Genomic DNA, 23,325 nt, shown 5'->3' on the forward strand with positions numbered 1-23,325 from the left:
AACGGAATTGAGGGACATTAGGTATGAAAACTCTGGTTTGGGTCGAACATGACGGCAGCGCCGTCAAGGACGCCACGCTCGCCGCGGTGACCGCCGCCGCGAAGCTTGGCGAAGTCCATCTGCTCGTCGCCGGCGAAGGCGTCGACGGCGTCGCCAAGGCGGCCGCGGAAATCGCGGGCGTCGGCAAGGTCCATGTCGCCGACAACGCGGCTTTTGGTCACAATTTGCCTGAAAATGTCGCGCCGATGATCGCCGAACTGATGGCGAGCCACGATGCGTTCGTTGCGCCCGCAACGACCACGGGCAAGAATATCGCGCCGCGCGTCGCCGCGCTGCTCGACGTCATGCAGATCAGCGACATTCTGTCGGTCGAGGGCGACAAGAGCTTCACCCGCCCGATCTACGCCGGCAACGCGATTGCGACCGTTGAAAGCTCGGACGCCAAGCTCGTCCTGACCGTGCGCGGCACCGCGTTTGAGAAAGCGGCGTCCAGCGGCGGCTCGGGTGCGATCGAAGCGGTGGGTGGCGGCAGCGACGCCGGCATCTCGAGCTTCGTCGGCGCCGAAATCGCCAAGTCGGAGCGCCCCGAACTCACCTCGGCAAAGATCATCGTCTCGGGCGGCCGCGCGCTCGGTTCGAGCGAAAAATATGAAGAGGTCATCGTCCCGCTCGCCGACAAGCTCGGCGCGGCGCTCGGTGCGTCGCGCGCCGCGGTCGACGCGGGCTATGTCCCCAACGACTATCAGGTCGGCCAGACCGGCAAGATCGTCGCGCCGGAAGTCTATTTCGCGATCGGCATCTCGGGCGCGATCCAGCACCTTGCGGGCATGAAGGATTCGAAGACGATCGTCGCGATCAACAAGGACGAGGATGCGCCGATCTTCCAGGTCGCCGACCTCGGCCTCGTTGCCGATCTCTTCAACGCGGTGCCCGAGCTGACCGGCAAGATCTGATCGGGTACACAGCATAAATGCGACAGAGGGCGGCCCTGCGGGGTCGCCCTTTTCGTTTGCTCGGCCGGCCAGCTTCGCGCAGAATTGCGCCGTCACGAGAAAAACGACGGGGAGAGATCATGCGCCGAACCTTTTTCGCTCTGGCGGTTGCCGCGATGCCGCTGGTCGCGGTCCCGACCGCCGCTCCCGCCAAGACGGCCGCCGCTGCCCCCGCGCTCACGATCGACAAGGCGCGCATCGACGCGACGCTCGCCGCGATGGTCGAGAGCGGGCGCGCCGCGGGCGCCTCGGCGCTCGTCTGGCAGGATGGGCGCGAGGTCTATTTTGGCGCCGCGGGCTTGGCCGACCGCGCCGCGGGCAAGCCGATGCGCCGCGACACGATCGCGCAAATCTATTCGATGACAAAGCCCGTCACCGGCGTCGCGCTGATGCAATTGTGGGAGGCGGGCAAGTTCCGGCTCGACGACCCGCTCGCCAAATATCTTCCCGAATATGCGCAGATGCGCGTCTATGCGGGGAAGGACGATGCGGGGGCGCCGCGCTACGTGCCCGCCGACCGGCCGGTGACGGTCCGTGACATCATGCGCCACACCGCGGGCTTCGCCTATGGCGCGGGACCGACGCCGGCGCACGACGCCTTCGTCGCCGCCGACCCGCTCGCACTCACCAATAGCCTGGCCGAGGCAAGCCGGCGCATCGCCGGTGTGCCGCTGCTGTTCCAGCCGGGCGCCGAGTGGAGCTATAGCGCGGCGGTCACCGTGCAGGCGGCGCTCGTCGAGAAAATCGCCGGCGAACCCTTCGCCGATTATGTCCGCGCGCATATCTTCGAGCCGCTCGGGATGACTGATACGGCGTGGCGTCAGCCCGAGGCCGGGTTCGCCCGGCTGTCGGCGATGTACATGATGAAGGATGGCAAGCTCGTTCAGCAGGACGCGGCCGAGACGCGCAAGCTCAATTTTCGGGACAATGCGCTGACCCCGGGCGGCTTCGGCCTCGCCTCGACCCTCGACGATTATCAGCGGTTCGCCCGGATGCTGCTGGGTGAAGGCGAACTCGATGGCGTCCGCATTCTCAAACCATCGACCGTGCGGCTGATGGCGACCGACCAGCTCGATCCAGCAGTCACCGAGCGATCGTTCCTGCCCGGCAAGGGCGCGATGGGCTTCGGTCTCGACTTTGCGGTCCGCAAGGCGAGGCCGCAGACGGCGCAGGAGAATCGCGGTGCGGTGGGCGAATTTTTCTGGGACGGCGCGGCCTCGACGCTGTTCTGGGTCGATCCGGTCAACCGCATGACCGCCGTCTTCTTTGTCCAGACGATGCCGTTCGACGGCACGCTGCACCACGACATACGCGCCGCGATTTACGGCCCCGACTATATGGGGCCGGCCGGCGACTGACGCGTGTCATGCCTTTGTCATCGCCGGCGCGTTGATCGCGACGATCAACCGAAGGAGGACCGCCATGACCCAGCTCGACAAGCGGGCGCTGCTCGCCGAAGGCCTCGCCACCGGCGCCGATGACGCCGTGCTTCACGCGCGGCTGGTCGCGGCGGGCGTTTCGGCGGCGACGGCAAAATATGAGGTCGCGCGACTGGCGAAAGATCCGATGGCGGCGATGCTGCGGCGCCAGGCGGCACGGATGGCGAAGCAGGGCTGGCTGCTCGCGAACCTCGACCGGCTCGCGCGCGAGGCCGATGAGGGGTTCGCGCTCGACACACTCGACGCGCCCGCGCCCGATATATTTTATTGCCACTATTACCAGATGAACCGGCCGGCGAAGCTGACGGGAATCGTCGATCATTGGCCGGCGCTGACGCGCTGGTCGCTCGACCATTTCGGCGCAACCTGCGGCGCCGCCACGGTCGAGGCGCAGGTCGGGCGCGAAAGCGATGGCGACTATGAACTCGCCAAGGATGCGCACCGGCGCCTCGTCCGCTTCGCCGAGCTGATCGACTGGCTGCGCAAGGACGAGGCGAGCAACGACATCTATCTGACCGCGTATAACAGCGGCACCAACGCCCAGGCGCTTGGCGCGCTGTGGGACGATCTGGCGCCGATCGACCTGCTCGACGCGCGCGGGGATCGCGACGGCTTCTTCTGGCTCGGTCCGCGCGGGACGCTGACCCCCTGGCACCACGACCTCACCAATAATCTGCTCGTGCAGGTGGTAGGGCGCAAGCGCGTCCGCATGGCGCCGCCGTGGGCGTTTGCACGGATGAAGAACAGCCGCCACTGTTTTTCCGACTGGGCGAACGAGCCGCTCGCCGCCGGGCCCGGCGATGTCGATACGCCGCCGGTCCTCGAAACGGTGATCGGGCCGGGCGAGGGCATATTCCTCCCCGTCGGATGGTGGCACCAGGTCGAGGCACTCGACCTGTCGGCGAGTATGAGCTTTACCAACTTCCGCCGCCCCAATGCGCATGTCGAAGATTATGCCTGTTATGGAGAAGTCGCCTGATGTCCCTTGTTCTCGTCTCGCGCGACGATGCCGTCGCCACGGTCACGCTCAATCGCCCCCAGGCGATGAATGCGCTCTCGCGCGCGCTCCGCGCCGAATTGGCCGCGGCGATGCGTGCGCTCGCCGCCGATGACGGCGTGCGCGCGATCGTCCTGACCGGGGCGGGCGAGCGGGCGTTCACCGCCGGACTCGACCTCAAGGAACTCGGCGCCGACACGAGCAATCTGGGTGCCGCCAACGCGACCGGCGCCGACGAAAATCCGGTCAAGGCGATAGAGCTGTGCCCGCAGCCGGTGATCGGCGCGATCAACGGGGTCGCGATCACCGGCGGGTTCGAGGTCGCACTCGCCTGCGACATATTGATCGCTTCGACGAACGCGCGCTTCGCCGACACCCATGCGCGCGTTGGGATCATGCCCGGCTGGGGATTGTCGCAGAAATTGGCGCGGATGATCGGCATTTCGCGCGCCAAGGAATTGTCGCTGACCGGCAATTTCCTGGGTGCGGAGGCGGCGCACGACTGGGGCCTCGTCAACCGCGTCGTCGCGCCCGATGAACTGTTGCCCGCAGCGCAGGCGCTCGCACGCGACATCGCGAGCGCCGACCCCGCGATGGTGCAGGCATACAAGCGATTGATCGACGACGGCTATGCGCTGCCCTTCGGCGACGGCCTCGCGCTGGAGCAGGCACGCTCGACCGCCGCGAACCGGGCGGTAAGTGCCGAGGAGGTCGAGGCGCGACGGCAGGCGGTGATGGCGCGCGGGCGCGAACGGGCGGGGTGAGCCTGCCCATTTGTGCTGGCGTGAGCGGTTTGGTCTTGCAGCGAGCAAAAATACTTAGCATCATTAAGTAATGACCGATCTTGCCGAACCGCTCTCCGCCTTCATGTCGCGCATAGCCGGACCCGGCACCCTGTCGAACCTTGGCCGTCTGTCGGGCGGCGCGAATATGGAGAGCTGGGCGTTCGACTGGGCGGGGCCGGCGGAAACGGGCGCTTATGTGCTGCGCCGCGCGCCCTCGGCCGAATATATGGCGGACCGTCCCTATGGCCATCCGGTCGAGGCGGCCTTGGTCAAGGCGGCGCATGCCGGCGGCGTGAAGGCACCCGAAGTGGTCGGGGTGCTGGCGGACGGCGACGGTATGGGAACGGGCTATGTGATGCGCCGCATCGTCGCCGAGGTGAACCCCGCAAAGATATTGCCCGCCCCGCCGCCGTCGCTCGTCGCCGATCTGGGGCGCGAGCTGGCGCATATCCACGCGTTGCCGCGCGCGGCGATCCCCGACGGCATCCCGGTGATGGACGCCGCGGCGGCGCTGGCGGAACTCAAGGCGCGGTTTCTGACCTATGGCGGCGACCGTCCGGCGATCGCACTCGCGGTCAAATGGTGCGAGGATCATTTGCCCGAGCCCGCCGAGCCGGTACTCGTCCACGGCGATTACCGGATGGGCAATGTGATGGTCGATGCGGGCGGTCTCGCCGCGGTGCTCGATTGGGAACTCGCGCATCTCGGCGACGCGCACGAGGACCTGGCGTTCGGCTGTATGACGGTCTGGCGCTTCGGCCAGCTCGACAAGCCCGCTTTCGGCGTCGGCAGCCTCGAGGATTATTTTGCCGCCTATGAAACCGCGGGGGGGTGCCCTGTCGACCGCGAGCGGTTCCGCTTCTGGCTCGTCTATCGCACGCTGTGGTGGGCGCTCGGCTGCCTGCAGATGGGGCAGGCGTGGCGGAGCGGCGCCGATACGACGGTCGAGCGCGTCGTCGTCGGGCGGCGCACCGCCGAGCAGGAACTCGACCTCGTTCGGCTCCTCGAAAGCGAAGCGCCCGAGGCCGAGCGCGCGCGCCGCTTGCCGCCGGCGCCCGCCATGCCCGATATGCCGGTGGGCGAACCGACGAACCGCGAGATGGTTCAGGCGGTGCGCGACTGGCTGGGCGAGGCGATCAAGCCGGGCGCCGAGGGGCACGGCAAATTCCAGGTCGTCGTCGCGATGAACGCGCTCGGCATCGTCATGCGCGACCTCGACGCCGGGGTGCGCGCCGAGGATGCGGCGCTTGCGGCGGCCCTGATGGGCGGCGAGACGACGCTGGCGGAGCCGGGGCTGCTGGCAAGGCTGCGCCGCGCCGTGCTCGACAAATGTGCGGTCGACAGCCCGAAATATGCCGCGCTTGCGCGGGCGCGGGAGGATTGGGACGGGTGATCGTCACCAACGTCGCGCATATCGACGAGATCAATATGGCCTGATATTATCAGATATGATAATTGGCGGCGGACAATGTGGAGGGAAGAGGATCAATGGATTTTGCGATTGCACCCGATTTGCAGGCCTATCTCGACGCGCTCGATGCGTTCATCGAGGCGGAGATCAAGCCGCTCGAAATGGCCGACGACAATATCCGCTTCTTCGACCATCGCCGCGAACATGCGCGCACCGACTGGGACAATCAGGGCCTGCCGCGGCACGAGTGGGAGGCGCTGCTGAAACAGGCGACGCGCAAAGCCGACGCCGCGGGGCACTGGCGCTTTTCGGCGCCGAAGAAATATGGCGGCAAGGACGGGTCGAACCTGTGGATGGCGGTGATCCGCGAGCATTTCGCGGCAAAGGGGCTGGGCCTGCACAACGACCTGCAGAACGAGCATAGCATCGTCGGCAATTTTCCCTTCGTCGAGATGTTCGAGCAGTTCGCGACCAGCGACGAGCAGAAGGCGGAGTTCATCCTTGGCGGCTTCGAGGGCAAGCGCCGGACGGCGTTCGGCCTGACCGAGCCCGAGCATGGCAGCGACGCGACGCATATGGAAACGCGCGCGGTCAGGGAAACCCGCGACGGGGTCGACGGCTGGCGGATCAACGGCGCGAAGATGTGGACGACGGGGATGCACGTCGCGACGCACTGCGCGACCTTTTGCCGTACCAGCGGCGAAGACGGCGATGCCAAAGGCATCACTTGCCTGCTTGTTCCCAACCCGTCGCCGGGCCTCAGAATCGAGGAATATCTGTGGACCTTCAACATGCCGACCGACCATCCGCGCGTCAGCTTCACCGACGTGTGGGTGCCCGACAGCGCGCGGCTGGGCCCGGAGGGCGGCGGCCTGTCGATCGCGCAGAGCTTCGTCCACCAGAACCGTATCCGCCAGGCGGCCTCGTCGCTCGGCGCCGCGGTCTATTGCATCGAAGAGAGCGTGCGCTACGCGCGGGAGCGCAAGCCCTTCGGCGAGGCGCTCGCGAAGAATCAGGCGATCCAGTTCCCGCTCGTCGAACTGGCGACGCAGGCCGAAATGCTCCGCCTCCTGATCCGCAAGACCGCGTGGGATATGGACAATACGCCGCACAAGGAGATCGAGCGCACCCTTTCCGACAAGGTGAGCATGTGCAATTACTGGGCGAACCGCCTCGTCTGCGAGGCCGCCGACCGCGCGATGCAGGTGCACGGCGGGATCGGCTATTCGCGGCACAAGCCGTTCGAGCATATCTATCGCCACCACCGCCGCTACCGGATCACCGAGGGCGCGGAAGAGATCCAGATGCGCAAAGTGGCGGCCTATCTGTTCGGCTATCTGGGGCCGCGCAGGGAGACCCTGGGGAAGATCTGATCTCCGGCGGGCGCCGGCTCCATCGTCATTGCGAGGAGCCGAAGGCGACGCGGCAATCTCCAGCTATCGTCCTGCCGGTCGATGGCTGGAGATTGCTTCGTCGCTACGCTCCTCGCAATGACGTTTTCCTGCATCACCCCGGCTTCTTGAACCGCAGCGCGAACTGGTCGGTCTTGCTGCGGATCGCGGCGTCGAAGACGTTCGCGGTGCGCGGGTCGTCGGGGTTGGCGTAGAGGTCGTTTTCGGCGTCGAGCACGAAGCCCGCCTTCGTCAGCGCGTCGACGACCGCGGCCTTGTCGATCCGGTGCAGGCTGTCCGACAGCGTCGTGCCGCTGCCGCTCGCGGCGGCGTGGTCGACGACGACGAGCGTGCCGCCGGGCTTCAGTGCCGCGAACAGCGCCGCGCTCGCCTTTGCGCCGGTGTCGGCGGGGAAGGGCTTTAGGTACAGGTCGTGGAAATTCTGCACCGTGACGATCGTGTCGAGCGGCACCGGAAAGGCGGGCGCGGCGAAGGGGCCGGCGACGGCGTCGACATTGTCGTAGGCCGCGGCGACCGTTTGCTGGTCGGTGCCGTATTGCGCCTTGAACGCGATGAATTCCTGGGGCTGAAAGGCATAGACATGGCCCTCCGGCCCGACGACGCCGGCAAGGATGCGGGTGACATAGCCGCCGCCCATCACGAAATCGCCGACGCTTTCGCCGCGCGCGACCTGCGCGAAGTCCATCAGGCGCGCCGGCATCCTGGCGGCGTCGCGCGCGCGGTCGGCGTCGGGACGTGTCGGATCGGCAAGGATCGCGGCGTAGTTTACGGCCATTGGCGCGGGCGCGGCCGAAGCGGCGGTCGCCTCGCCTTCGCCGCTGCCGGTCCCGGTGCAGCCGGCGAGCAGCGCGAGCGCCACCCCGGCGGTGAGCGTAATGCGGATCATTCGGGTCTCTCCCATCCTGTTGCCGCGCCATCATAGCGCCTTGCCGCGGCGCTGGCGCGACAATTTGCATCGCGCGATTTTGATGATAGGTTTTGCGTTGAAACCAAATACGGGAGAGAGAGATGTACGATCTGGTGATTCGCGGCGGAACCGTCGTCGACGGTTCGGGCAGCGAGCCTTTCGTGGCCGATGTGGCGGTTGAGGGCGATCGCATCGTCGCGGTGGGATCGGACATCGGCGCCGGGCGCGAAGAGATCGACGCGGCGGGCAAGATCGTCACCCCGGGCTTCGTCGACGTCCACACCCATTATGACGGGCAGGCGACGTGGGACCAGGAAATGGCGCCGTCGAGCTGGCACGGGGTCACGACCGTCGTCATGGGCAATTGCGGCGTCGGCTTTGCCCCGGCGCGGCCCGACCGCCACGACTGGCTGATCGGCCTGATGGAAGGCGTCGAGGACATTCCGGGCACCGCCCTCGCCGAAGGGATGAGCTGGGAGTGGGAGACCTTCCCCGAATATATGGACGCGCTCGACAAGCTGCCGCGCACGGTCGACGTTGCGTGTCATGTCCCGCACGGGGCGGTGCGTGCCTATGTGCTCGGCGACCGCGAGCAGCCCGGCGCGGTGCCCACCGCCGCGGACATCGCCGAAATGTCGCGCATCGTCGAGGACGGGGTACGCGCGGGCGCGCTCGGCTTTTCGACCAGCCGCACGGTGATCCACAAGTCGATCGATGGCGAGGTCGTCCCCGGAACCACCGCGACCGCCGAGGAACTGATCGAGATCGGCCGGGCGATGGGGCGCGTCGGCTATGGCGTGTTCGAAATGGCGAGCGACCTCAACCGCGAGTGGAACGAGTTCGACTGGATGGGCAAGCTGAGCCGCGAGACGGGGCTGCCGGTGACGTTCGCCGCGCTCCAGTCGATCGCCAAGGAATTGCCGCTCGACGAACAGATTGCGACGATGCGCGCCGAAAATGCGAAAGGCGCGAATATCGTCGCGCAAATCGCGCTGCGCGGCAACGGCATCATCATGGCGTGGCGCGGCACGGTGCATCCGTTCCGGTTCCGGCCATCGTGGCGTGCGATCGAGAACCTGTCGTGGGACGAACAGAAGGCAAAGCTGCTCGATCCGGCGTTCAAGGCGCAGATGCTGTCCGAGGACAATGATTTCAGCGAGGCGCCCCAGGACATCATGGGGCTGCTGATGGTCGTCGCGGGCGGCTGGCCGATGCAGTTCGAGATGGACGAGGATTTCGATTACGAGCCGGGCCCCGAGGCGAGCATCGCCGCGCGCGCCGCTGCGGCGGGGGTCGATCCCGCCGAATATGCCTATGACCTGCTCTGCCGCGACGATGCGGGCGGCTTCGCCTATCTGCCGATCCTCAACTATGCCGACGGCAACCTCGACTTCCTGGAACGGTTGCAGGATGCCGACGACACGGTGAACAGCCTGTCCGACGGCGGCGCGCATTGCGGGACGATTTGCGACGCGGCCTCGCCGACCTTCATGCTCCAGCATTGGGTGCGCGATCGCAAGCGCGGCGGCCGCATTCCGCTGGCGCGCGCGATCAAGCGCCAGTGCCGCGACACGGCGGTGCTCTATGGGCTCGAGGATCGCGGGCTCGTCGCGCCGGGCTATCTCGCCGATTTGAACGTCATCGACATGGACAAGCTGAAGCTCGGCAAGCCGTGGCTCGCGTTCGACCTGCCCGCCGGCGGCAAGCGCCTGCTGCAAAAGGCCGACGGCTATGTCGCGACGGTGAAGTCGGGGCAGGTGACCTTCAAGGGCGGTGAAGGGCAGGGCGTCTATCCCGGCGGCGTCATCCGCGGTCCGCAGCGTGTCGAAATGGCGATGGCGGCCGAATGATGCGCAGCGTCCGGCTTCGCGCCCCCGCTTCGCTCGACAATCTGATTGCCACCGACCTGTCCGACCCCGGCCAGCCGGGGCCGGGCGAGATCCGGGTGCGGCTGTCGGCCTCGTCGCTCAACTATCACGATTATGCGGTGGTCGCGGGAATGATCCCCGCCGCCGACGGGCGCATCCCGATGTCCGACGGCGCCGGGACGGTCGAGGCGGTTGGCGAGGGCGTGACCGGCTTTGCGCCGGGCGACCTCGCGGTGTCGCTCTTCTTTCCCGACTGGATCGACGGCGCGCCGCCGGCGAGCGCCTTTACCCGCGTGCCGGGCGACGGGCTTGACGGCTATGCGCGTGAGGCGGTGGTCGTGCCCGAACATTGGTTCACGCGTGTGCCGCAGGGCTATTCGGCGGCGGAGGCGGCGACGCTGGCCTGTGCCGGGCTGACCGCGTGGCGTGCGCTGTTCGTCGACGGTGACGTGCGCCCCGGATCGACGGTGCTGGTGCAGGGGTCGGGCGGGGTGTCGATCTTTGCGCTGCAATTCGCCAAGGCAGCGGGCGCGCGGGTGATCGCGACAAGCTCGTCGGACGACAAGCTCGCGCGACTGAAGGCGCTCGGCGCCGACGAGCTGATCAATTACAAGGAGGTGCCCGCGTGGGGGGCGCGGGCGATGGACCTGACCGGCGGGCGCGGGGTCGATACCGTCGTCGAAATCGGCGGCGCCGGCACGCTCGACCAGTCGATGATTGCGACGCGGGTCGGCGGCCATGTCGCGCTGATCGGCGTGCTAGCGGGGTTCGCGGGGCCGGTGCAGACGGCGTTGCTGATGGCGAAGAATCTGCGCGTGCAGGGGCTGACCGTCGGCAGCCGGGCGCAGCAGCTCGCCATGATCGCGGGGATCGAGGCGAATGCGATCAAACCGGTTATCAGCGATCATTTCGCGCTCGAAAACCTTGCCGATGCCTTTCGGCATCAGGTCGCGAACAAGCATTTCGGCAAGATCGTGGTCGATATCTAGGGTCAGGACCCTGGCCCTTGTCCTTGCGAGCGACGCGACAATCCGGAGTGGGCTTAAGCGCCCTGGATGCTTGGCTATGCTTGCAATGACGGCGAAGAGAGGGCGTTCGCCGTTCGCTCGACGTCCGCGACGCCGCTATAGGCGTGGAACGACAGCCGCATCACCGTCCCGCGAAAATCGGCCTTGATGCCGTGCGCGTCGAGCGCCGCCGCAACGCGCGGCTGGTCGGCGCCGGTGTCGATGCACAGCGTTCCGCCGATGGCGCCCGTCGGCCAGCGCCATTGCGGGGTCTTCGCCTCCAGCGCGTCGCGGAGCATCGCCTGGAGCGCGAGATTGTGCGCGCGGATTTGCTCGACGCCAAGCGCCGCGACCTCGGCGATGCCCGCGGTCGACAGGATGAAGGGCGCGACGTCGGGGGTGCCGCCCCACCAGCGCCGCGCGTCGGGGGCGTAGCGGAAATCGGCGATGTCCATCGCGAACGGGTCTTCGTGGCTCCACCAGCCACGTTCGGCGGGGGCAAGCGCGGTACGGTCGTGCGGGGCGACCCACAGCCACGCGGCGCCGGGGCCGCCGCACAGCCATTTGACGCTGGTGCCGAGCAGCGCATCGACGCCCCATAGGCCGGGCGTCACCGGCACGACGCCCACCGCCTGCGCACTGTCGGCGATGCAGCGCGCGCCCGCGGCGTGCGCGGCGGCGGCGATGCCCGCAATGTCGGCGAGCGCGCCGCTGTTCGAGCTGACGTGCATCGCGATCACCAGCGCGATCTCGTCGTCGAGCGCGGCGGCCCAGCTGTCGGGATTGCGCACGTCGGCGCCCGCGGGCAAATAGCGCGCGGTCCAGCCCTCGGCGGCGAGCCCGCTCACGACATAGCCGATCGTCGGAAAGGCGCTCGGCGCGAGCAGGATCGTGCGCCGCCGCGTCGCGTCGCCGAGCGCCGAGATATAGCGCGACAGGCCCGCGCTGACATTGGTCGCGGGGCACAGGTCGCGCGGCTCGACGCCAAGCAGGCCGGCGAGCGCGGCCCGCCAGTCGTCGATCGCCTCCAGCCAGTGCGGCCACGCCTCGCCCGTCTCGACCCAGGGCGTCAGCAGCTTGTCGCGCAGCAGCGCCTCGGCGGCGCGCGGCTGACAGCCGACGCTGTGGCTCTTGAGATAGGTGACGCCGGGCGGCAGGCGGAAGCGCCCGGCGACGCTTTCGGGCAGCAGCGCGCCGCTCACAGCCCGCTGCCGTGGCCGGGCGTGCCGTGGTGGCCCGGCGCCCCGCCGCCGCTGATGCTGTCGCGCTTGACGCCATATTCGGCGCCCCAGCGGTCGGTCATCTCGGCGCGAATGTCCCACAGCTCGGGGAAGAAGCGGTGGCGCGCCCCGGCGTTCAGCAGTTCGACCGGACGCCCCTTCAGCGACTTCGACCCCATGCCGATAGAGCGGTGGATCAGCTGGATATGGTGCGAGCGGAAGAGCTGGAACAATTCGTCGAACTCGATCAGCGCCTCGGCGACCATATAGGCGTCGTCGTGCCGGTAGCCCGTGTCGTACACGTCGGCGATGCTGCGGCCGTCGGGTTCAAGATAGGCGGCCCTGTAGCGCGCCCACAAGGGCTGCGGCAGGGTGAGGAGGAGCTGGAAGCCGGGGCTTTCCTGTCCCGAGCCGTTGCCGAGCTGGAGCCGGATCGATTGATAATCGAACGGACTCATCGTTTCGAGCAGCGCCAGCTGATCGGTCATCATCCGCATCAGCCGGTGGACGCGATCGAACAGCGTCAGCACGCGCATCGTCTCGCGCGCCGCCATATGACCGTCGATCTCGGTCAGGGTGAAGGCGATCAGCTTCATCCACAGCTCCTCGACCTGGTGGACGATCTGGAACTGCAACTCGTCGGGGGTACAGAGGTCGGCGAGCGGCTTCTGGCAACCCAGCAGGCGGTCGACGGCCAGGTAGACGCCGTAATCCTTCATCTCGGGCGTTTCGATACGGCGATGGGTCTCGGTCTTGTCGAGCATGGGGAACTCCCCTTCAAATCTGTGTGGCATGGACGATCGAAAAGGCGCGCGGGCGCGCCGGATCGTCAGCCGCGCGGGGCGACGCCCGCGGGCGGGCGGCGGGGCGAGCCCCACTGGCCGAGCCACAGGACGGCGGCGGCGCTGCTCATGGCGCGAGCAGGTCCGCGGGCAGCGTCGGCTCGCTGAGCATCAGCGAAAAGCGCCGCCAGATTTCGTCGCGGTCGGGTTTGCCGCGTTCGAGATAGTCCTTCACCATCGCCTCGCCGATAGCATAGTTGATGACGTAGCTGCGATATTGTTCGGTGAAGGCGACCGATTTTTCGGCGCGCTCGCGCGATACGAGCTGGTATTTCTGCGTGAGCGCGATCGCGGCCGGCCGGTCGATCTCGCCATCGAGATATTGCTGCGCGATCGTCAGCCGTGCGCCCTGTAGCGCCTTCATCGCGTCGAGAAGCTGCCAGTAGCGGTCGTCCTTCGGTGTCTCGATCTCGGCGAGCGGCATCAGCACGTCGCGCTCGGTGTCGGGGCGCGTCTTGCCCGGGAAGGCGAGGTCGATGCCGTAGTTGGCGCTGCCCTCGGCGATCAGGCTTTGCGGGCTGTAGAGCGGGTAGACGCTGAATTCGAGCCAGTCGCGCGCCTTTACCAGCTGTTCCTCGATCTTCATGTTGAACAGGTGATGGCCGGGATAGCCTTCGTGGCAGCCGAGATCGAGCGCGCGCGACAGGCGGATCGGCAGGTCGGTGTTGATCTCTATGATGCTCGTATAGGCGCCGACATAATGATTGTAGCCGCTCCAGCTCTTGCCGGTGACGAACTGCATCACGAAATTCTCTCCCTCGGGCATCGCCACCTGCGCCGCGGTGCGGCCGCGACAGCGCGCGATCGCGGCGTCGAACACCGTTTCGAGCCGGTCCTTGGGGATGGTGAAGCGGTCGAGCCAGGCCTCGACGCGGTCGGCGAGCGGGCCGTCGCCGGGCACGAGCGCGGCGATCTTTGCCAGCTCGGCATCATAGCTGGCGAGCGGCTTCAGCTCGGGGCGCACCCCGAACAGGCGTTCGGCCTCTTCGGCAAAGGGAAAGCGCCGGCCCTGCATCATCATCAGTCGCGTCTCGGCGGCGACGAGCTGGGCGCGCAGGAAAGCGGCGCGGCGCCGCTCGATCCGGTCGGCGAGATTCGGCGCCGCGGCGTCGAGGTTGCCGATCAGCCGCCGTGCCTCCGCCTGGAGGACGGGCACGCTGCGCGGCGAGGTCAGGGCGTCGGCGATCAGCTTGGGCGGGCCGTAATAGGCGTCGATATAGCCCTGCTCGTGCGCGCCGGCCTCGAGCGTGAGGATCAGATAGGCGGCGGCTACGTCCTTTAGCGTATCGTGCGCCGCCGTCGCGGCCGGCGTGTCGACCTTTGGTGCGGTGAGCGGCCAGTCCCGGGGCATGGCAGCGGGCGTCGCCGGCGCGGGGGCGGGCGTCGGGGCGGGATCGGCGGCGGCGGGTGACGCCGCCGCGCGTTCCCTTGCCTTCCGTTCGGCGACATAGCGCCGCATCTCGGGATCGAAGGCATAGCAGCCCGACAGCGTCGCCGCTGCCGCCGTCGCCAGCAGAAGCAGGGCCGCCGCGCGGCGCATCAGGCGGTCGCGCTTCCCTTGGCCTCCGACGTGTCGCGCACGTCGCCGTCAGCACCGATCTCACCATCGGATTCGGTCTCGACCTCATGGTGCCGCGGATGCAGCGGCGCGAACCGCAGCACCGCATAGCCGGTCAGCGCCGCGAGCAGCGATCCCATCAGGATACCGATCTTGGCTTCCTCGACCAGCAGCGGCTTGCCGGGAAAGGCGAGCCCGCCGATGAACAGGCTCATCGTGAAACCGATGCCGCAGAGCACCGCGACGCCATAGATTTGCAGCCAGGTCGCCCCGCGCAGCTTGCCCGCGATGCCCAGCTTCACGGCGAGCCATACGCTGCCGAAGATGCCGATCTGCTTGCCGAGGAACAGGCCGAGCGCGATGCCGAGCGGCAGCGGCGCGAAAATCTGCTCGGCGGTCAGGCCGCCGATGTCGACCCCGGCATTGGCGAAGCCGAACAGAGGCACGATCGCAAAGGCGACCCACGGATGCAGCGCATGTTCGAGCCGATGGAGGGGGGAGGTCGCGCTGTCGGGTGCGCCCGGCGTCTTTTCGAGCGGGATCGTCATCGCCGCGAGGACGCCGGCGATCGTCGCATGGACGCCCGAGAGCAGCATCGCATACCACAGAAGCAGGAACATCAGCAGATAGACGATCAGGCTCTTCAGCCCCATACGGTTGCACAGGAACATGACGGCGAGCATCGCCGCCGCGCCGCCGAGCGCCATCAGGTTGATCTTTGCGGTGTAGAACAGCGCGATGATGACCACCGCGCCCATGTCGTCGACGATCGCGACGGTGACGAGGAACAGCTTGAGCGAGGTCGGCGCGCGCTTGCCGAGCAGCGCGAGGACGCCGATCGCGAACGCGATGTCGGTTGCCGCCGGGATCGCCCAGCCCTGCGCGAGGCCCGGCGTGCTGCCCGCCGACGCCATGTAGAGGATCGCCGGAAGGATCATCCCCGCCGCCGCGGCGATCATCGGCAGCCGTCGCCGGTCCCAGCTGGCAAGACGGCCGTCGATGAACTCGCGCTTGATTTCGAGCCCGACGAGCAGGAAGAAAATCGCCATCAGCCCGTCATTGATCCACAGGTGGACCGTCATCGGACCGAGCTTGTCGGTCAGCACGGGGCCGGTCACCGCATGGATCGCGTCGTGATAGAGGTCGCCGAGCGCGCTGTTCGCGATCACCATCGCCAGCGCCGCCGCGGCGATCAGCAGCATGCCCCCGGCGCTCTCGCTTTCGAGGAAGTCGCGCAGGGCGGAACGGGGCGAACTGAGAGCCATGAAGTCTGTAATCCTGTCATTCTGGTTCTAATTGGTCGCCCTCTTAACGTCCCAACCGGGCTTCGTCACCTTTACAAACGGGTTTCAGCCTTTACCCCTTGGGAAGCAGATGCGGCCGGGGCGGCCGCGGTGGGGAGCGGGGGCGACCGGGTGGATCTCGCAACCGAATGGCTGCCCTGGCTGGTCCAGGGCGCGGGGCATGAGCTGATGCTGTTCGCGGCGATCGGCGTGCTGCTCGTCGGGCTCGACGACCTCCTTCTCGACGCCGTGTGGCTCGCGATGCGGCGCGGGCGGACCCCTGCTGGGACCGCCGCCGCGGCGCCGGTCGCCGGGCGCTTCGCGATCTTCGTTCCCGCCTGGTGCGAAGCGGCGGTCCTGCCGGCGATGCTGCGGCGGACGCTGGCGGCGTGGGACGGCGAGGATTTCCGGCTCTATATCGGCTGCTATCCCAACGATGTCGCGACGCTGTTCGCGGTGTCGCCCGCGGTCGCGCGCGACCCGCGGTTGCGGCTGGTGATCGGGGACAGCGACGGGCCGACGACGAAGGGCGACAATCTCAATCGCCTGTGGGCCGCGCTGGGCGAGGACGAACGCGCGGAGGGACGGCGTTATGCCGCGATCATCCTCCACGATGCCGAGGATCATGTGCATTCCGACGAGCTGGCGCTGTTCCGGGTCGAGCTGGCGCGGCATGCCATGGTCCAGATCCCGGTCATGCCGATCGCGCACGACCGGTGGGTCGGCGCGCATTATGGCGACGAGTTCGCCGAGGCGCACGGCAAGGAACTGGTCGTGCGGTCGCGGCTCGGCGTACCGCTTCCCTCCGCGGGGGTCGGCTGTGCGCTGTCGCGCGACGCGCTGACCCTGCTCGCGCTCCATCGCGGCGGCCTGCCGTTCCGGGCCGACAGCCTGACCGAAGATTATGAGGTCGGGATGCTGATCGGCGCCTATGGCCTGAGCGCGACCTTCGTCAGCGCCACCGGCGCGCGCGGCGACCGCATCGCCTCTCGCGGGGAATTTCCGGGACAGGTCGAACCCGCGGTCCGGCAGAAGGCGCGCTGGATCGCCGGGATCGCGCTCGAGGCGTGGGACCATCTCGGCTGGCTCGACCTTGCCGAGCGCGGCGCATCGGCGCGGGGCTGCGCGGCGCGGTGGATGCTGTGGCGTGATCGCCGCGCGCCGCTGGCGGCGCTGGTCGTCCTTGCCTCCTATCTGGCGCTGGTGCTGACCGGCATCGGATGGCTGGGACAGACGTGGCTTGGCTGGCCGATGCCCCCGATGAGCGATGCGTTGCGCCTGCTGCTCGGCGTCGACGCGGCGCTGCTGCTCTGGCGGCTCGGGATGCGCAGCCATTTCACCGCGCGCTGGTACGGGCTGCGCGCGGGGGCGATGGCGATTCCGCGCGCCTTCGTCGCCAATGTAATCGCCATTCTTGCCGCGTGGCGCGCGGTCGGCCTGTACAGCCGGATGCTGCGGTCGGGCGAAGTCGTGTGGGACAAGACCGAGCATGGCGTCGGCGACGTCGAGGCGCGGCCGGTATCGATCATGGTGCCGCTGCCATGATGATACGGGCATCGGGCGCGCGCGCGCATCGCGAGGCGCCGGCGCTGCGCTTCCTGCTTTTCTGCCTCGGCGGCTGGGCGCTGCTGCGGGTGATCGCGACATGGGGGGCGGGCGCGCCGCCGCCGATGCGGCCGCCGGCCCCCTGGGGTTTGCCGCCTGTCGCCATATCCGCGGAGGTCGGCGATCTTTCCCTCCTCGCGTCGGCCATACCCGGGCGCGGGTGGGAGCGGCCCGGCCCGTCGCATCGCAAGAGCGTGCATCGCCCCCCGGTCGCGTCCGACACTGGCGGTAGCGCCCGCCATATAATGCGGCTCGCGCTGCTCGACCGGCTGCTCGCGCCGATCGCGGCGAGCCGGCCCGTCGCCGCGCTGCCGCCCTCGTCGGCGCACTGGCGCCTGCCGAAACGCGCGGATACGGCGGTGCCCGCCGCGGGCGCACCCTATTGGATACGGCGCGACTTTGCCGGATGGCAGGCGTCGGGGTGGGTCTATCTGCGCCCGCGCGGGGGCGGAGCGCCCGACGGGATCGCGGCGGCGGGACAGATCGGCGGCAGCCAGGCGGGGTTGCGCATCGCGCGCGGACTGGCGGCGAACGGACGGCTGCGCGCCTATGGCCGGGCGACGCTGGCGCTCGGTCGTCCGCGGGAGCGCGACGTCGCCTTTGGCGCCGCCTTTGCTCCCTTCGCCGGCGTGCCAGTCGATGTGGCGATCGAACAGCGCCTCGCAGCCGGGCCGGGCGGGCGCACCGCCCTCGCCGCGATGGTCGCGGGCGGGGTGGGCGGCGTCGCGCTGCCCGCCGGCTTCCGGCTCGAAGCCTATGGCCAGGCCGGCGTCGTCGGGACCCATCGGCGCGACGGGTTCGCCGACGGCGCGGTGGTGGTCGATCGCCGCATCGGCCCGCGCGAGGTGTCGCCGCTGCGCCTTGGGGCGCTGGCCGCAGGGGCGGTGCAGCCGGGCGCCGCGCGCGTCGATGTCGGTCCGCGGCTGACGCTGCGCCTGCCCGATGTCGGACAGGGCGGCCGGATCGCGCTCGACTGGCGGCAGCGCGTCGCGGGCGATGCGCTGCCCGAAAGCGGGGTCGCGGTCACGCTGGCGGCTGATTTCTGAGTTTCGGCCGGATCCGGCCCGTGCGCGATTCCCCGCCCCGTCAAAATCGTCTAGGGTCGCGCGGAATCGGTGCCGTCCGGGTGCCGCGGATCATCTGGGGCCCATGGATCTTTACCTTCCCGTCGCCAACCTCTCGGTCAATGCGCTGGTCATCGTGCTGCTCGGCGGCGGGGTCGGATTCCTCTCAGGCATGTTCGGCGTCGGCGGCGGATTCCTGACGACGCCGCTGCTGATCTTCTATGGCATCCCGCCGACGGTGGCCGCGGCATCGGCCGCGACGCAGGTGACCGGGGCGAGCGTGTCGGGCGCGATGGCCTATCTCGAGCGCGACGGGGTCGACTTGCGGATGGGTGCGGTGCTCGTCACCGGCGGCATGATCGGTTCGCTGATCGGCGCCGGCCTGTTCGAGCTGCTGACCGCGTGGGGCCAGATCGATACGGTGATCTCGATCCTCTATGTCGTGCTGATGGGATCGGTAGGCACGATCATGGGGCGCGAGGCGTGGGGAGCGCTGCGCTCGATGCGCGCGGGGCTGCCCGCACCGGCGCGCAAGCGGCGGCATCACCCGATGGTCGCCAACCTGCCGATGCGCTGGCGCTTCTATCGCTCGGGCCTCTATATTTCGCCGCTCGCGCCGTTGCTGCTCGGCATGGGGGTCGGGGTCATCACGATGCTGCTCGGCGTCGGCGGCGGCTTCATCATGGTGCCGGCGATGGTCTATCTGCTCGGCATGGGGACACAGGTCGTCGTCGGCACCTCGCTGTTCCAGACGCTGTTCGTGACGATCGCGACGACGATGGTCCATGCGCTGACGACCGGGGCGGTCGACCTGGTGCTCGCGGCGCTGTTGCTCGTCGGCAGCGTGACCGGGGCCCAGATCGGCGCGCGCTTCGCGCAGACGGTGCGGCCCGAATATCTGCGCGCGATCCTGGCGGCGATCGTGCTCCTCGTCGCGCTGCGCATGGCGGTCGGCCTCTTCATCCGGCCCGACGAAATCTATACGGTGCAATGACGCGCGCGGCGCTCCTGCTGCTCGGGCTGTTCGCGGCGCTGGGCTGGGCCGCCGGCGCGCGCGCCGCCGATCCGCGGCTGGTGCCCGACGTGTCGAGCCGGGCGATCGACATCCAGTACAGCTTTACCGGAGAGGAGCTGCTGCTGTTCGGCGCGATCCTCTATCCCGGACAGCGGCTCCCCGACGACCGCGCCGATATTGTGGTCGTGCTGAAAGGGCCGGTGCGGCCGATCATCTTGCGCGAAAAGCGGCGCGTGGCGGGGATGTGGGTCAATGCCGACAGTATTCGCCTGCGCACCTCTCCCGGCTTTTACGCGATCGGGTCTTCGCGCCCGATCGACGAGCTGGTCGACGAACGCACCGCGGCGATCTTTGAACTGGGGCTCAGCAACCTGTCGATGTCGCCGACGGGCTTTTCGGAAACCAAGGCGCTGTCGCGCTTTGAAAACGGATTGATCGACCTCTATCGCCGGCAAGGGCTTTTCTATGAGGACCCCAAGGCGGTCGAGATCACCGAAGGGGTGCTCTATCGCGCGCGCATCCCCGTGCCGGCGCGTGTCCCGGTCGGCAATTATCGCGCCGAAACCTATCTGATCAGCAAGGGACGCGTGATCGCGGTGGCGTCGCGCGATGTCGAGATCCGCAAGGCGGGGTTCGAGCGGTTCGTCGCGCTCGCGGCGCAGCGGCACGGCTTTCTCTATGGCCTGACCGCGGTGCTGTTGTCGGTCGCGCTCGGCTATGCCGCCTCGGCCGTCTTCCGGCGGCGCTAGCGGCCGGAAAATCAGCATAAGCGCTTTCTTTACCAACTGCTGCGATACCTGTTCCCGGGACCACAATAGGCGGGGCGTTTGAATGGATATGCAGGGCAGCGGCCTGGGAGCCGGCGAGGCGATGGCCGCGCAGCACGTGCGGCTGGCCGGGGGCGGAACGGCGGCACCGGTCGCCCCGGTCACCGCGCACCATCGCGACGAACTGCTCGTCGGCGAAGTGATCGACATTTCGGGGTCGGCCTCGCGAATCCTGCTCGATACCGAAGCGCTGCACCGCCTGTCGGCGTCGACCGACGCCGCGGTGGCGATGGCGGGGCAGGTCGGGGCGCAGGTCAAGGTGCGCGTCGGCAACGTCTGGCTGCTCGCCAGCATTCGCGACCAGCAGCTTCACCAGGGCGCCGACGGGCTCATCCTCGCATCGGTCGATTTCCTGGGCGAAGGCGACGAGGAAAAGCTGACCGGTCGCATCCACAATTTCCGCCGCGGCGTGACGCGCTACCCGATCCCCGGGAGCCAAGTCTATGCCGCGACGAGCGCCGACCTCAAGCAAATCTATGCCGCCGACGAACGCGCGCATGTCGAGATCGGGACGGTCTATCCGACCAAGGATATCCGCGGCTCGCTCTATGTCGATGCGATGCTCGGCAAGCATTTCGCCCTGCTCGGATCGACGGGTACGGGCAAGTCGACCAGCGCCGCGCTGATCCTTCACAAGATCTGCGAGCTCGCGCCGCAGGGTCATATCGTGATGGTCGACCCGCACGGCGAATATTCGGCGGCGTTCAAGGGCACCGGCGCGCTGTTCGATGTCGACAATCTCGCCATGCCCTATTGGTTGATGAACTTCGAGGAGCATTGCGAAGTCTTCGTCACCAGCGAGGGGCGCGACCGGCAGGGCGATTGCGACGTGCTCGCCAAATGCCTGCTCCAGGCGCGGCAGAAGAACCGGCTCGCCGAAGGGATGAGCAAGATAACGGTCGATTCGCCGATCCCCTATCTGCTGTCCGACCTGCTCAACATCCTGACCAACGAGATGGGCAAGCTCGACAAGGCGACCTCGTCGGCGCCGTTCATGCGGATCAAGGGCAAGATCGAGGAAATGCGCGCCGACCCTCGTTATAATTTCATGTTCTCGGGCATGCTCGTCGCCGACACGATGGCGAGCTTTCTCGGCAAGATATTTCGCCTGCCGTCGGACGGCCGGCCGATCTCGATCATCGACGTCTCGGGTGTGCCCTCGGACATCACTGGGGTCGTCGTAGCGGTGCTGTCGCGCCTGACCTTCGACTATGCGATCTGGTCGCGCGGCGAGCCGCAGCGCCCGATCCTGCTCGTGTGCGAGGAAGCCCACCGCTACATTCCGTCGAAGGATACGGGGCAGGGCCAGGCGGTGCGCAAGATCCTGGAACGGATCGCCAAGGAAGGCCGTAAATACGGCGTTTCGCTCGGCCTGATTACCCAGCGCCCGTCGGACCTTGCCGAAGGCGTGCTGTCGCAGTGCGGCACGATCATCTCGATGCGCCTGAACAACGAACGCGACCAGCATTTCGTCAAGGCGGCGATGCCCGAAGGCGCGCGCGGTTTCATCGATTCGATCCCGGCGCTGCGCAACCGCGAATGTATCGTCTGCGGCGAGGGCGTTTCGATCCCGATCCGCGTCTATCTCGACACGCTCGAAGAGGATAAACGTCCGGCATCGAGCGACCCGCTCTTCTCGAAACTGTGGCGCGAAACCGGCGGCGAAGTCGAAATCCTCGACCGCGTGGTCAAGCGCTGGCGCAGCCAGGGACGGTGATTTTCTTCGCCTGACGGCGAAGCGGCACCGGCCCGCTCCCCCGCCCGGCCTCCCCGACGATAGTAGCCTGTGGGAGGCCGGGCGGGGGAGCGGGCCGGTGCCGCACTCTCACGAAGCCGCCGGTTCCCACAGCTCGATCGGGTTTCCTTCGGGGTCGTGGACGCGTGCGAAGCGGCCGACCGTCGGGTCGTTCCATTCGTCCTTGGTGATCACCTCTTCGCCTGCCGCGCGAAAGGGGGCGAGGACCGCGTCGAGATCGTCGACGCGCAGGTTGAGCATATATTGGCGGTCGGCAGGGAAATAGTCGCTGTCGGCCTTGAACGGCGAAAAGACCAGCGGCCCCGCGGTGACGTTCCAGACCCACTCGTTCGGCGGCACGCTGTCGTCGGCGCTGCATCCGCCGCCCACGCCCAGCCGGTCGCGATACCAGTCGCTGAGCGCCGCGGGATCCTTTGCGCGGAAAAAGAGCCCGCCGATACCTTTTACATGCCCCATGATCCGTCTCCCGATTGCGTTTCGTCCCGCGAATTCGCGTGCCATCTGTCATAGATCGGCTGCACTTAGGTTAAAGACAAGCCCGTCGGTTTGCGTCTCGTTGCCAGTCAACCAGAGGCCCGACCAAAAGGGCGCATTCGAGACATGTATGGGCGCATGCTGTCGTTCAATTCAACGCCCTGCCGCAAAGGACCTGGCATCGAGATTTTCTGCCAGCGCGTTGCTGCTAACAACCAGCCCATCAGAGCCCGACAGTTTCCGTTGTGAGGTTTCAAATGAATCCAGCCATTTAAGACGCCGGGAAATCCCGGACGTGATAGATTCCCTGGTCTTCCTTATCGTGATGCGACGAAGTTTCATCCCCGGTCCGAACACGGCGGCCAGCTGCCCCGGCACCACCCGTTCGATGCTTTTCGGGTCATTTTCATCGCGAAATGTGACAAGCATCGGCGTCGGTTCGTCGATCTTGGGCTGGGTCGTCAGCTGCGGATGGGGCCAAAGCTCGATAGGGCCGGCCCTGTCGCTAGGCCGGAGTTCATTAAACATGAAATATATGCTGCGATCGCCGAAATCCGCCTCCCCATCTGCCCCGGGCAAGATTGCGTAAAGCCTCTTGCTCGGGGTGATGTCCACGGCGACCGCCTCGCCAGTCAAGGCCCATCGGGGGCGGCTTTCGCCCAGCATGGGAATTTTGGGTGGGGTATAGTGCCTTATCTCGCGGACGGCAGAACCGGATTTGAGACCCTCTGGGGTCTCGACTTCGACGGTCATCTTGTACCGGAATTTTTCGACCGAACCGCAGGCGGCGACCGACAGGATCAGCAACACCGCCAGTGCTGTCTTGACGAGGGCTCTCGACATATTTCCCCTTGGCGTTTGGT

At 67.6% G+C, this 23,325-nt stretch carries 20 protein-coding genes; 13 read left to right on the forward strand and 7 right to left on the reverse strand.

The window, feature by feature from the left end; genetic code table 11:
* The first annotated feature begins 23 nt into the window (after window positions 1-23).
* From AC58D2_RS14320 to AC58D2_RS14345, 6 genes are all read left to right on the forward strand, one after another.
* Complete coding sequence (locus AC58D2_RS14320; RefSeq protein WP_497391470.1) at window positions 24-953, forward strand: electron transfer flavoprotein subunit alpha/FixB family protein; 930 nt, start codon at window positions 24-26, stop codon at window positions 951-953.
* 119 nt (window positions 954-1,072) lie between these two features.
* Complete coding sequence (locus AC58D2_RS14325) at window positions 1,073-2,350, forward strand: serine hydrolase domain-containing protein (RefSeq protein ID WP_497391472.1); 1,278 nt, start codon at window positions 1,073-1,075, stop codon at window positions 2,348-2,350.
* A gap of 64 nt (window positions 2,351-2,414) precedes the next feature.
* Window positions 2,415-3,410, forward strand: coding sequence for a cupin-like domain-containing protein (locus AC58D2_RS14330; protein ID WP_497391474.1), 996 nt, complete (start codon window positions 2,415-2,417; stop codon window positions 3,408-3,410).
* A complete protein-coding gene (locus tag AC58D2_RS14335) occupies window positions 3,410-4,192 on the forward strand; it encodes an enoyl-CoA hydratase (RefSeq protein WP_497391476.1) in 783 nt (260 codons plus the stop codon). The genes AC58D2_RS14330 and AC58D2_RS14335 overlap by 1 nt, the downstream gene beginning before the upstream one ends.
* A gap of 70 nt (window positions 4,193-4,262) precedes the next feature.
* Window positions 4,263-5,606: a phosphotransferase gene (locus tag AC58D2_RS14340; RefSeq protein ID WP_497391478.1), complete on the forward strand. Its 1,344-nt coding sequence runs from the start codon at window positions 4,263-4,265 to the stop codon at window positions 5,604-5,606.
* A 95-nt stretch (window positions 5,607-5,701) separates the two neighbouring features.
* Window positions 5,702-6,997: an acyl-CoA dehydrogenase family protein gene (locus AC58D2_RS14345; RefSeq protein WP_497391480.1), complete on the forward strand. Its 1,296-nt coding sequence runs from the start codon at window positions 5,702-5,704 to the stop codon at window positions 6,995-6,997.
* Window positions 6,998-7,130: 133 nt separating this feature from the next.
* On the opposite strand, the gene AC58D2_RS14350 is transcribed toward AC58D2_RS14345, so the two are convergent.
* The gene (locus tag AC58D2_RS14350) at window positions 7,131-7,922 is read right to left on the reverse strand and encodes a class I SAM-dependent methyltransferase (protein WP_497391482.1); all 792 of its coding nucleotides are present in this window, start codon (window positions 7,920-7,922) and stop codon (window positions 7,131-7,133) included.
* Between the two features lie 122 nt (window positions 7,923-8,044).
* On the opposite strand from AC58D2_RS14350, the gene AC58D2_RS14355 reads away from it, so the two are divergent.
* Window positions 8,045-9,793: an N-acyl-D-amino-acid deacylase family protein gene (locus AC58D2_RS14355; RefSeq protein ID WP_497391484.1), complete on the forward strand. Its 1,749-nt coding sequence runs from the start codon at window positions 8,045-8,047 to the stop codon at window positions 9,791-9,793.
* Window positions 9,793-10,800 carry a zinc-dependent alcohol dehydrogenase family protein gene (locus tag AC58D2_RS14360; RefSeq protein ID WP_497391783.1) on the forward strand — a complete coding sequence of 336 codons (1,008 nt, stop codon included), beginning with the start codon at window positions 9,793-9,795 and terminating at the stop codon, window positions 10,798-10,800. The genes AC58D2_RS14355 and AC58D2_RS14360 overlap by 1 nt, the downstream gene beginning before the upstream one ends.
* Window positions 10,801-10,874: 74 nt before the next feature.
* Here the strand turns inward: AC58D2_RS14360 and AC58D2_RS14365 are convergent, their stop codons facing one another.
* The 4 genes from AC58D2_RS14365 to nhaA all read right to left on the reverse strand — a co-directional run bounded on the left by AC58D2_RS14365 (window position 10,875) and on the right by nhaA (window position 15,703).
* On the reverse strand, window positions 10,875-12,020 hold the full coding sequence (locus AC58D2_RS14365; RefSeq protein WP_497391486.1) for an aminotransferase class V-fold PLP-dependent enzyme: 1,146 nt from the start codon (window positions 12,018-12,020) through the stop codon (window positions 10,875-10,877).
* A complete protein-coding gene (locus tag AC58D2_RS14370; protein WP_497391488.1) occupies window positions 12,017-12,802 on the reverse strand; it encodes a tryptophan 2,3-dioxygenase family protein in 786 nt (261 codons plus the stop codon). The genes AC58D2_RS14365 and AC58D2_RS14370 overlap by 4 nt, the downstream gene beginning before the upstream one ends.
* A gap of 145 nt (window positions 12,803-12,947) precedes the next feature.
* Window positions 12,948-14,420 (reverse strand): hypothetical protein, encoded by a 1,473-nt coding sequence (locus tag AC58D2_RS14375; protein ID WP_497391490.1) that lies wholly within the window; start codon window positions 14,418-14,420, stop codon window positions 12,948-12,950.
* Window positions 14,420-15,703, reverse strand: coding sequence for a Na+/H+ antiporter NhaA (gene nhaA, locus AC58D2_RS14380; protein ID WP_497391491.1), 1,284 nt, complete (start codon window positions 15,701-15,703; stop codon window positions 14,420-14,422). Before nhaA ends, AC58D2_RS14375 begins: the two co-directional genes overlap by 1 nt.
* Window positions 15,704-15,853: 150 nt before the next feature.
* Here nhaA and AC58D2_RS14385 point away from each other — a divergent pair, with 150 nt between their 5' ends.
* The 5 genes from AC58D2_RS14385 to AC58D2_RS14405 all read left to right on the forward strand — a co-directional run bounded on the left by AC58D2_RS14385 (window position 15,854) and on the right by AC58D2_RS14405 (window position 21,949).
* Window positions 15,854-17,266, forward strand: coding sequence for a glycosyl transferase family protein (locus AC58D2_RS14385; RefSeq protein WP_497391493.1), 1,413 nt, complete (start codon window positions 15,854-15,856; stop codon window positions 17,264-17,266).
* On the forward strand, window positions 17,263-18,372 hold the full coding sequence (locus AC58D2_RS14390; RefSeq protein ID WP_497391495.1) for a hypothetical protein: 1,110 nt from the start codon (window positions 17,263-17,265) through the stop codon (window positions 18,370-18,372). The genes AC58D2_RS14385 and AC58D2_RS14390 overlap by 4 nt, the downstream gene beginning before the upstream one ends.
* 103 nt (window positions 18,373-18,475) lie before the next feature.
* Window positions 18,476-19,384 (forward strand): sulfite exporter TauE/SafE family protein, encoded by a 909-nt coding sequence (locus AC58D2_RS14395; protein WP_497391497.1) that lies wholly within the window; start codon window positions 18,476-18,478, stop codon window positions 19,382-19,384.
* Window positions 19,381-20,154, forward strand: a complete 774-nt coding sequence (locus AC58D2_RS14400) for a TIGR02186 family protein (protein WP_497391499.1) — start codon at window positions 19,381-19,383, stop codon at window positions 20,152-20,154. The genes AC58D2_RS14395 and AC58D2_RS14400 overlap by 4 nt, the downstream gene beginning before the upstream one ends.
* A gap of 82 nt (window positions 20,155-20,236) precedes the next feature.
* A complete protein-coding gene (locus tag AC58D2_RS14405) occupies window positions 20,237-21,949 on the forward strand; it encodes an ATP-binding protein (protein WP_497391500.1) in 1,713 nt (570 codons plus the stop codon).
* 108 nt (window positions 21,950-22,057) lie between these two features.
* Here the strand turns inward: AC58D2_RS14405 and AC58D2_RS14410 are convergent, their stop codons facing one another.
* Both AC58D2_RS14410 and AC58D2_RS14415 read right to left on the reverse strand, forming a co-directional pair.
* The gene (locus tag AC58D2_RS14410; RefSeq protein WP_497391502.1) at window positions 22,058-22,489 is read right to left on the reverse strand and encodes a VOC family protein; all 432 of its coding nucleotides are present in this window, start codon (window positions 22,487-22,489) and stop codon (window positions 22,058-22,060) included.
* A 126-nt stretch (window positions 22,490-22,615) separates the two neighbouring features.
* Window positions 22,616-23,305, reverse strand: a complete 690-nt coding sequence (locus tag AC58D2_RS14415; RefSeq protein WP_497391504.1) for a hypothetical protein — start codon at window positions 23,303-23,305, stop codon at window positions 22,616-22,618.
* Window positions 23,306-23,325 lie beyond the last annotated feature (20 nt).

It is taken from the genome of Sphingopyxis sp. CR5 (genome assembly GCF_059693785.1).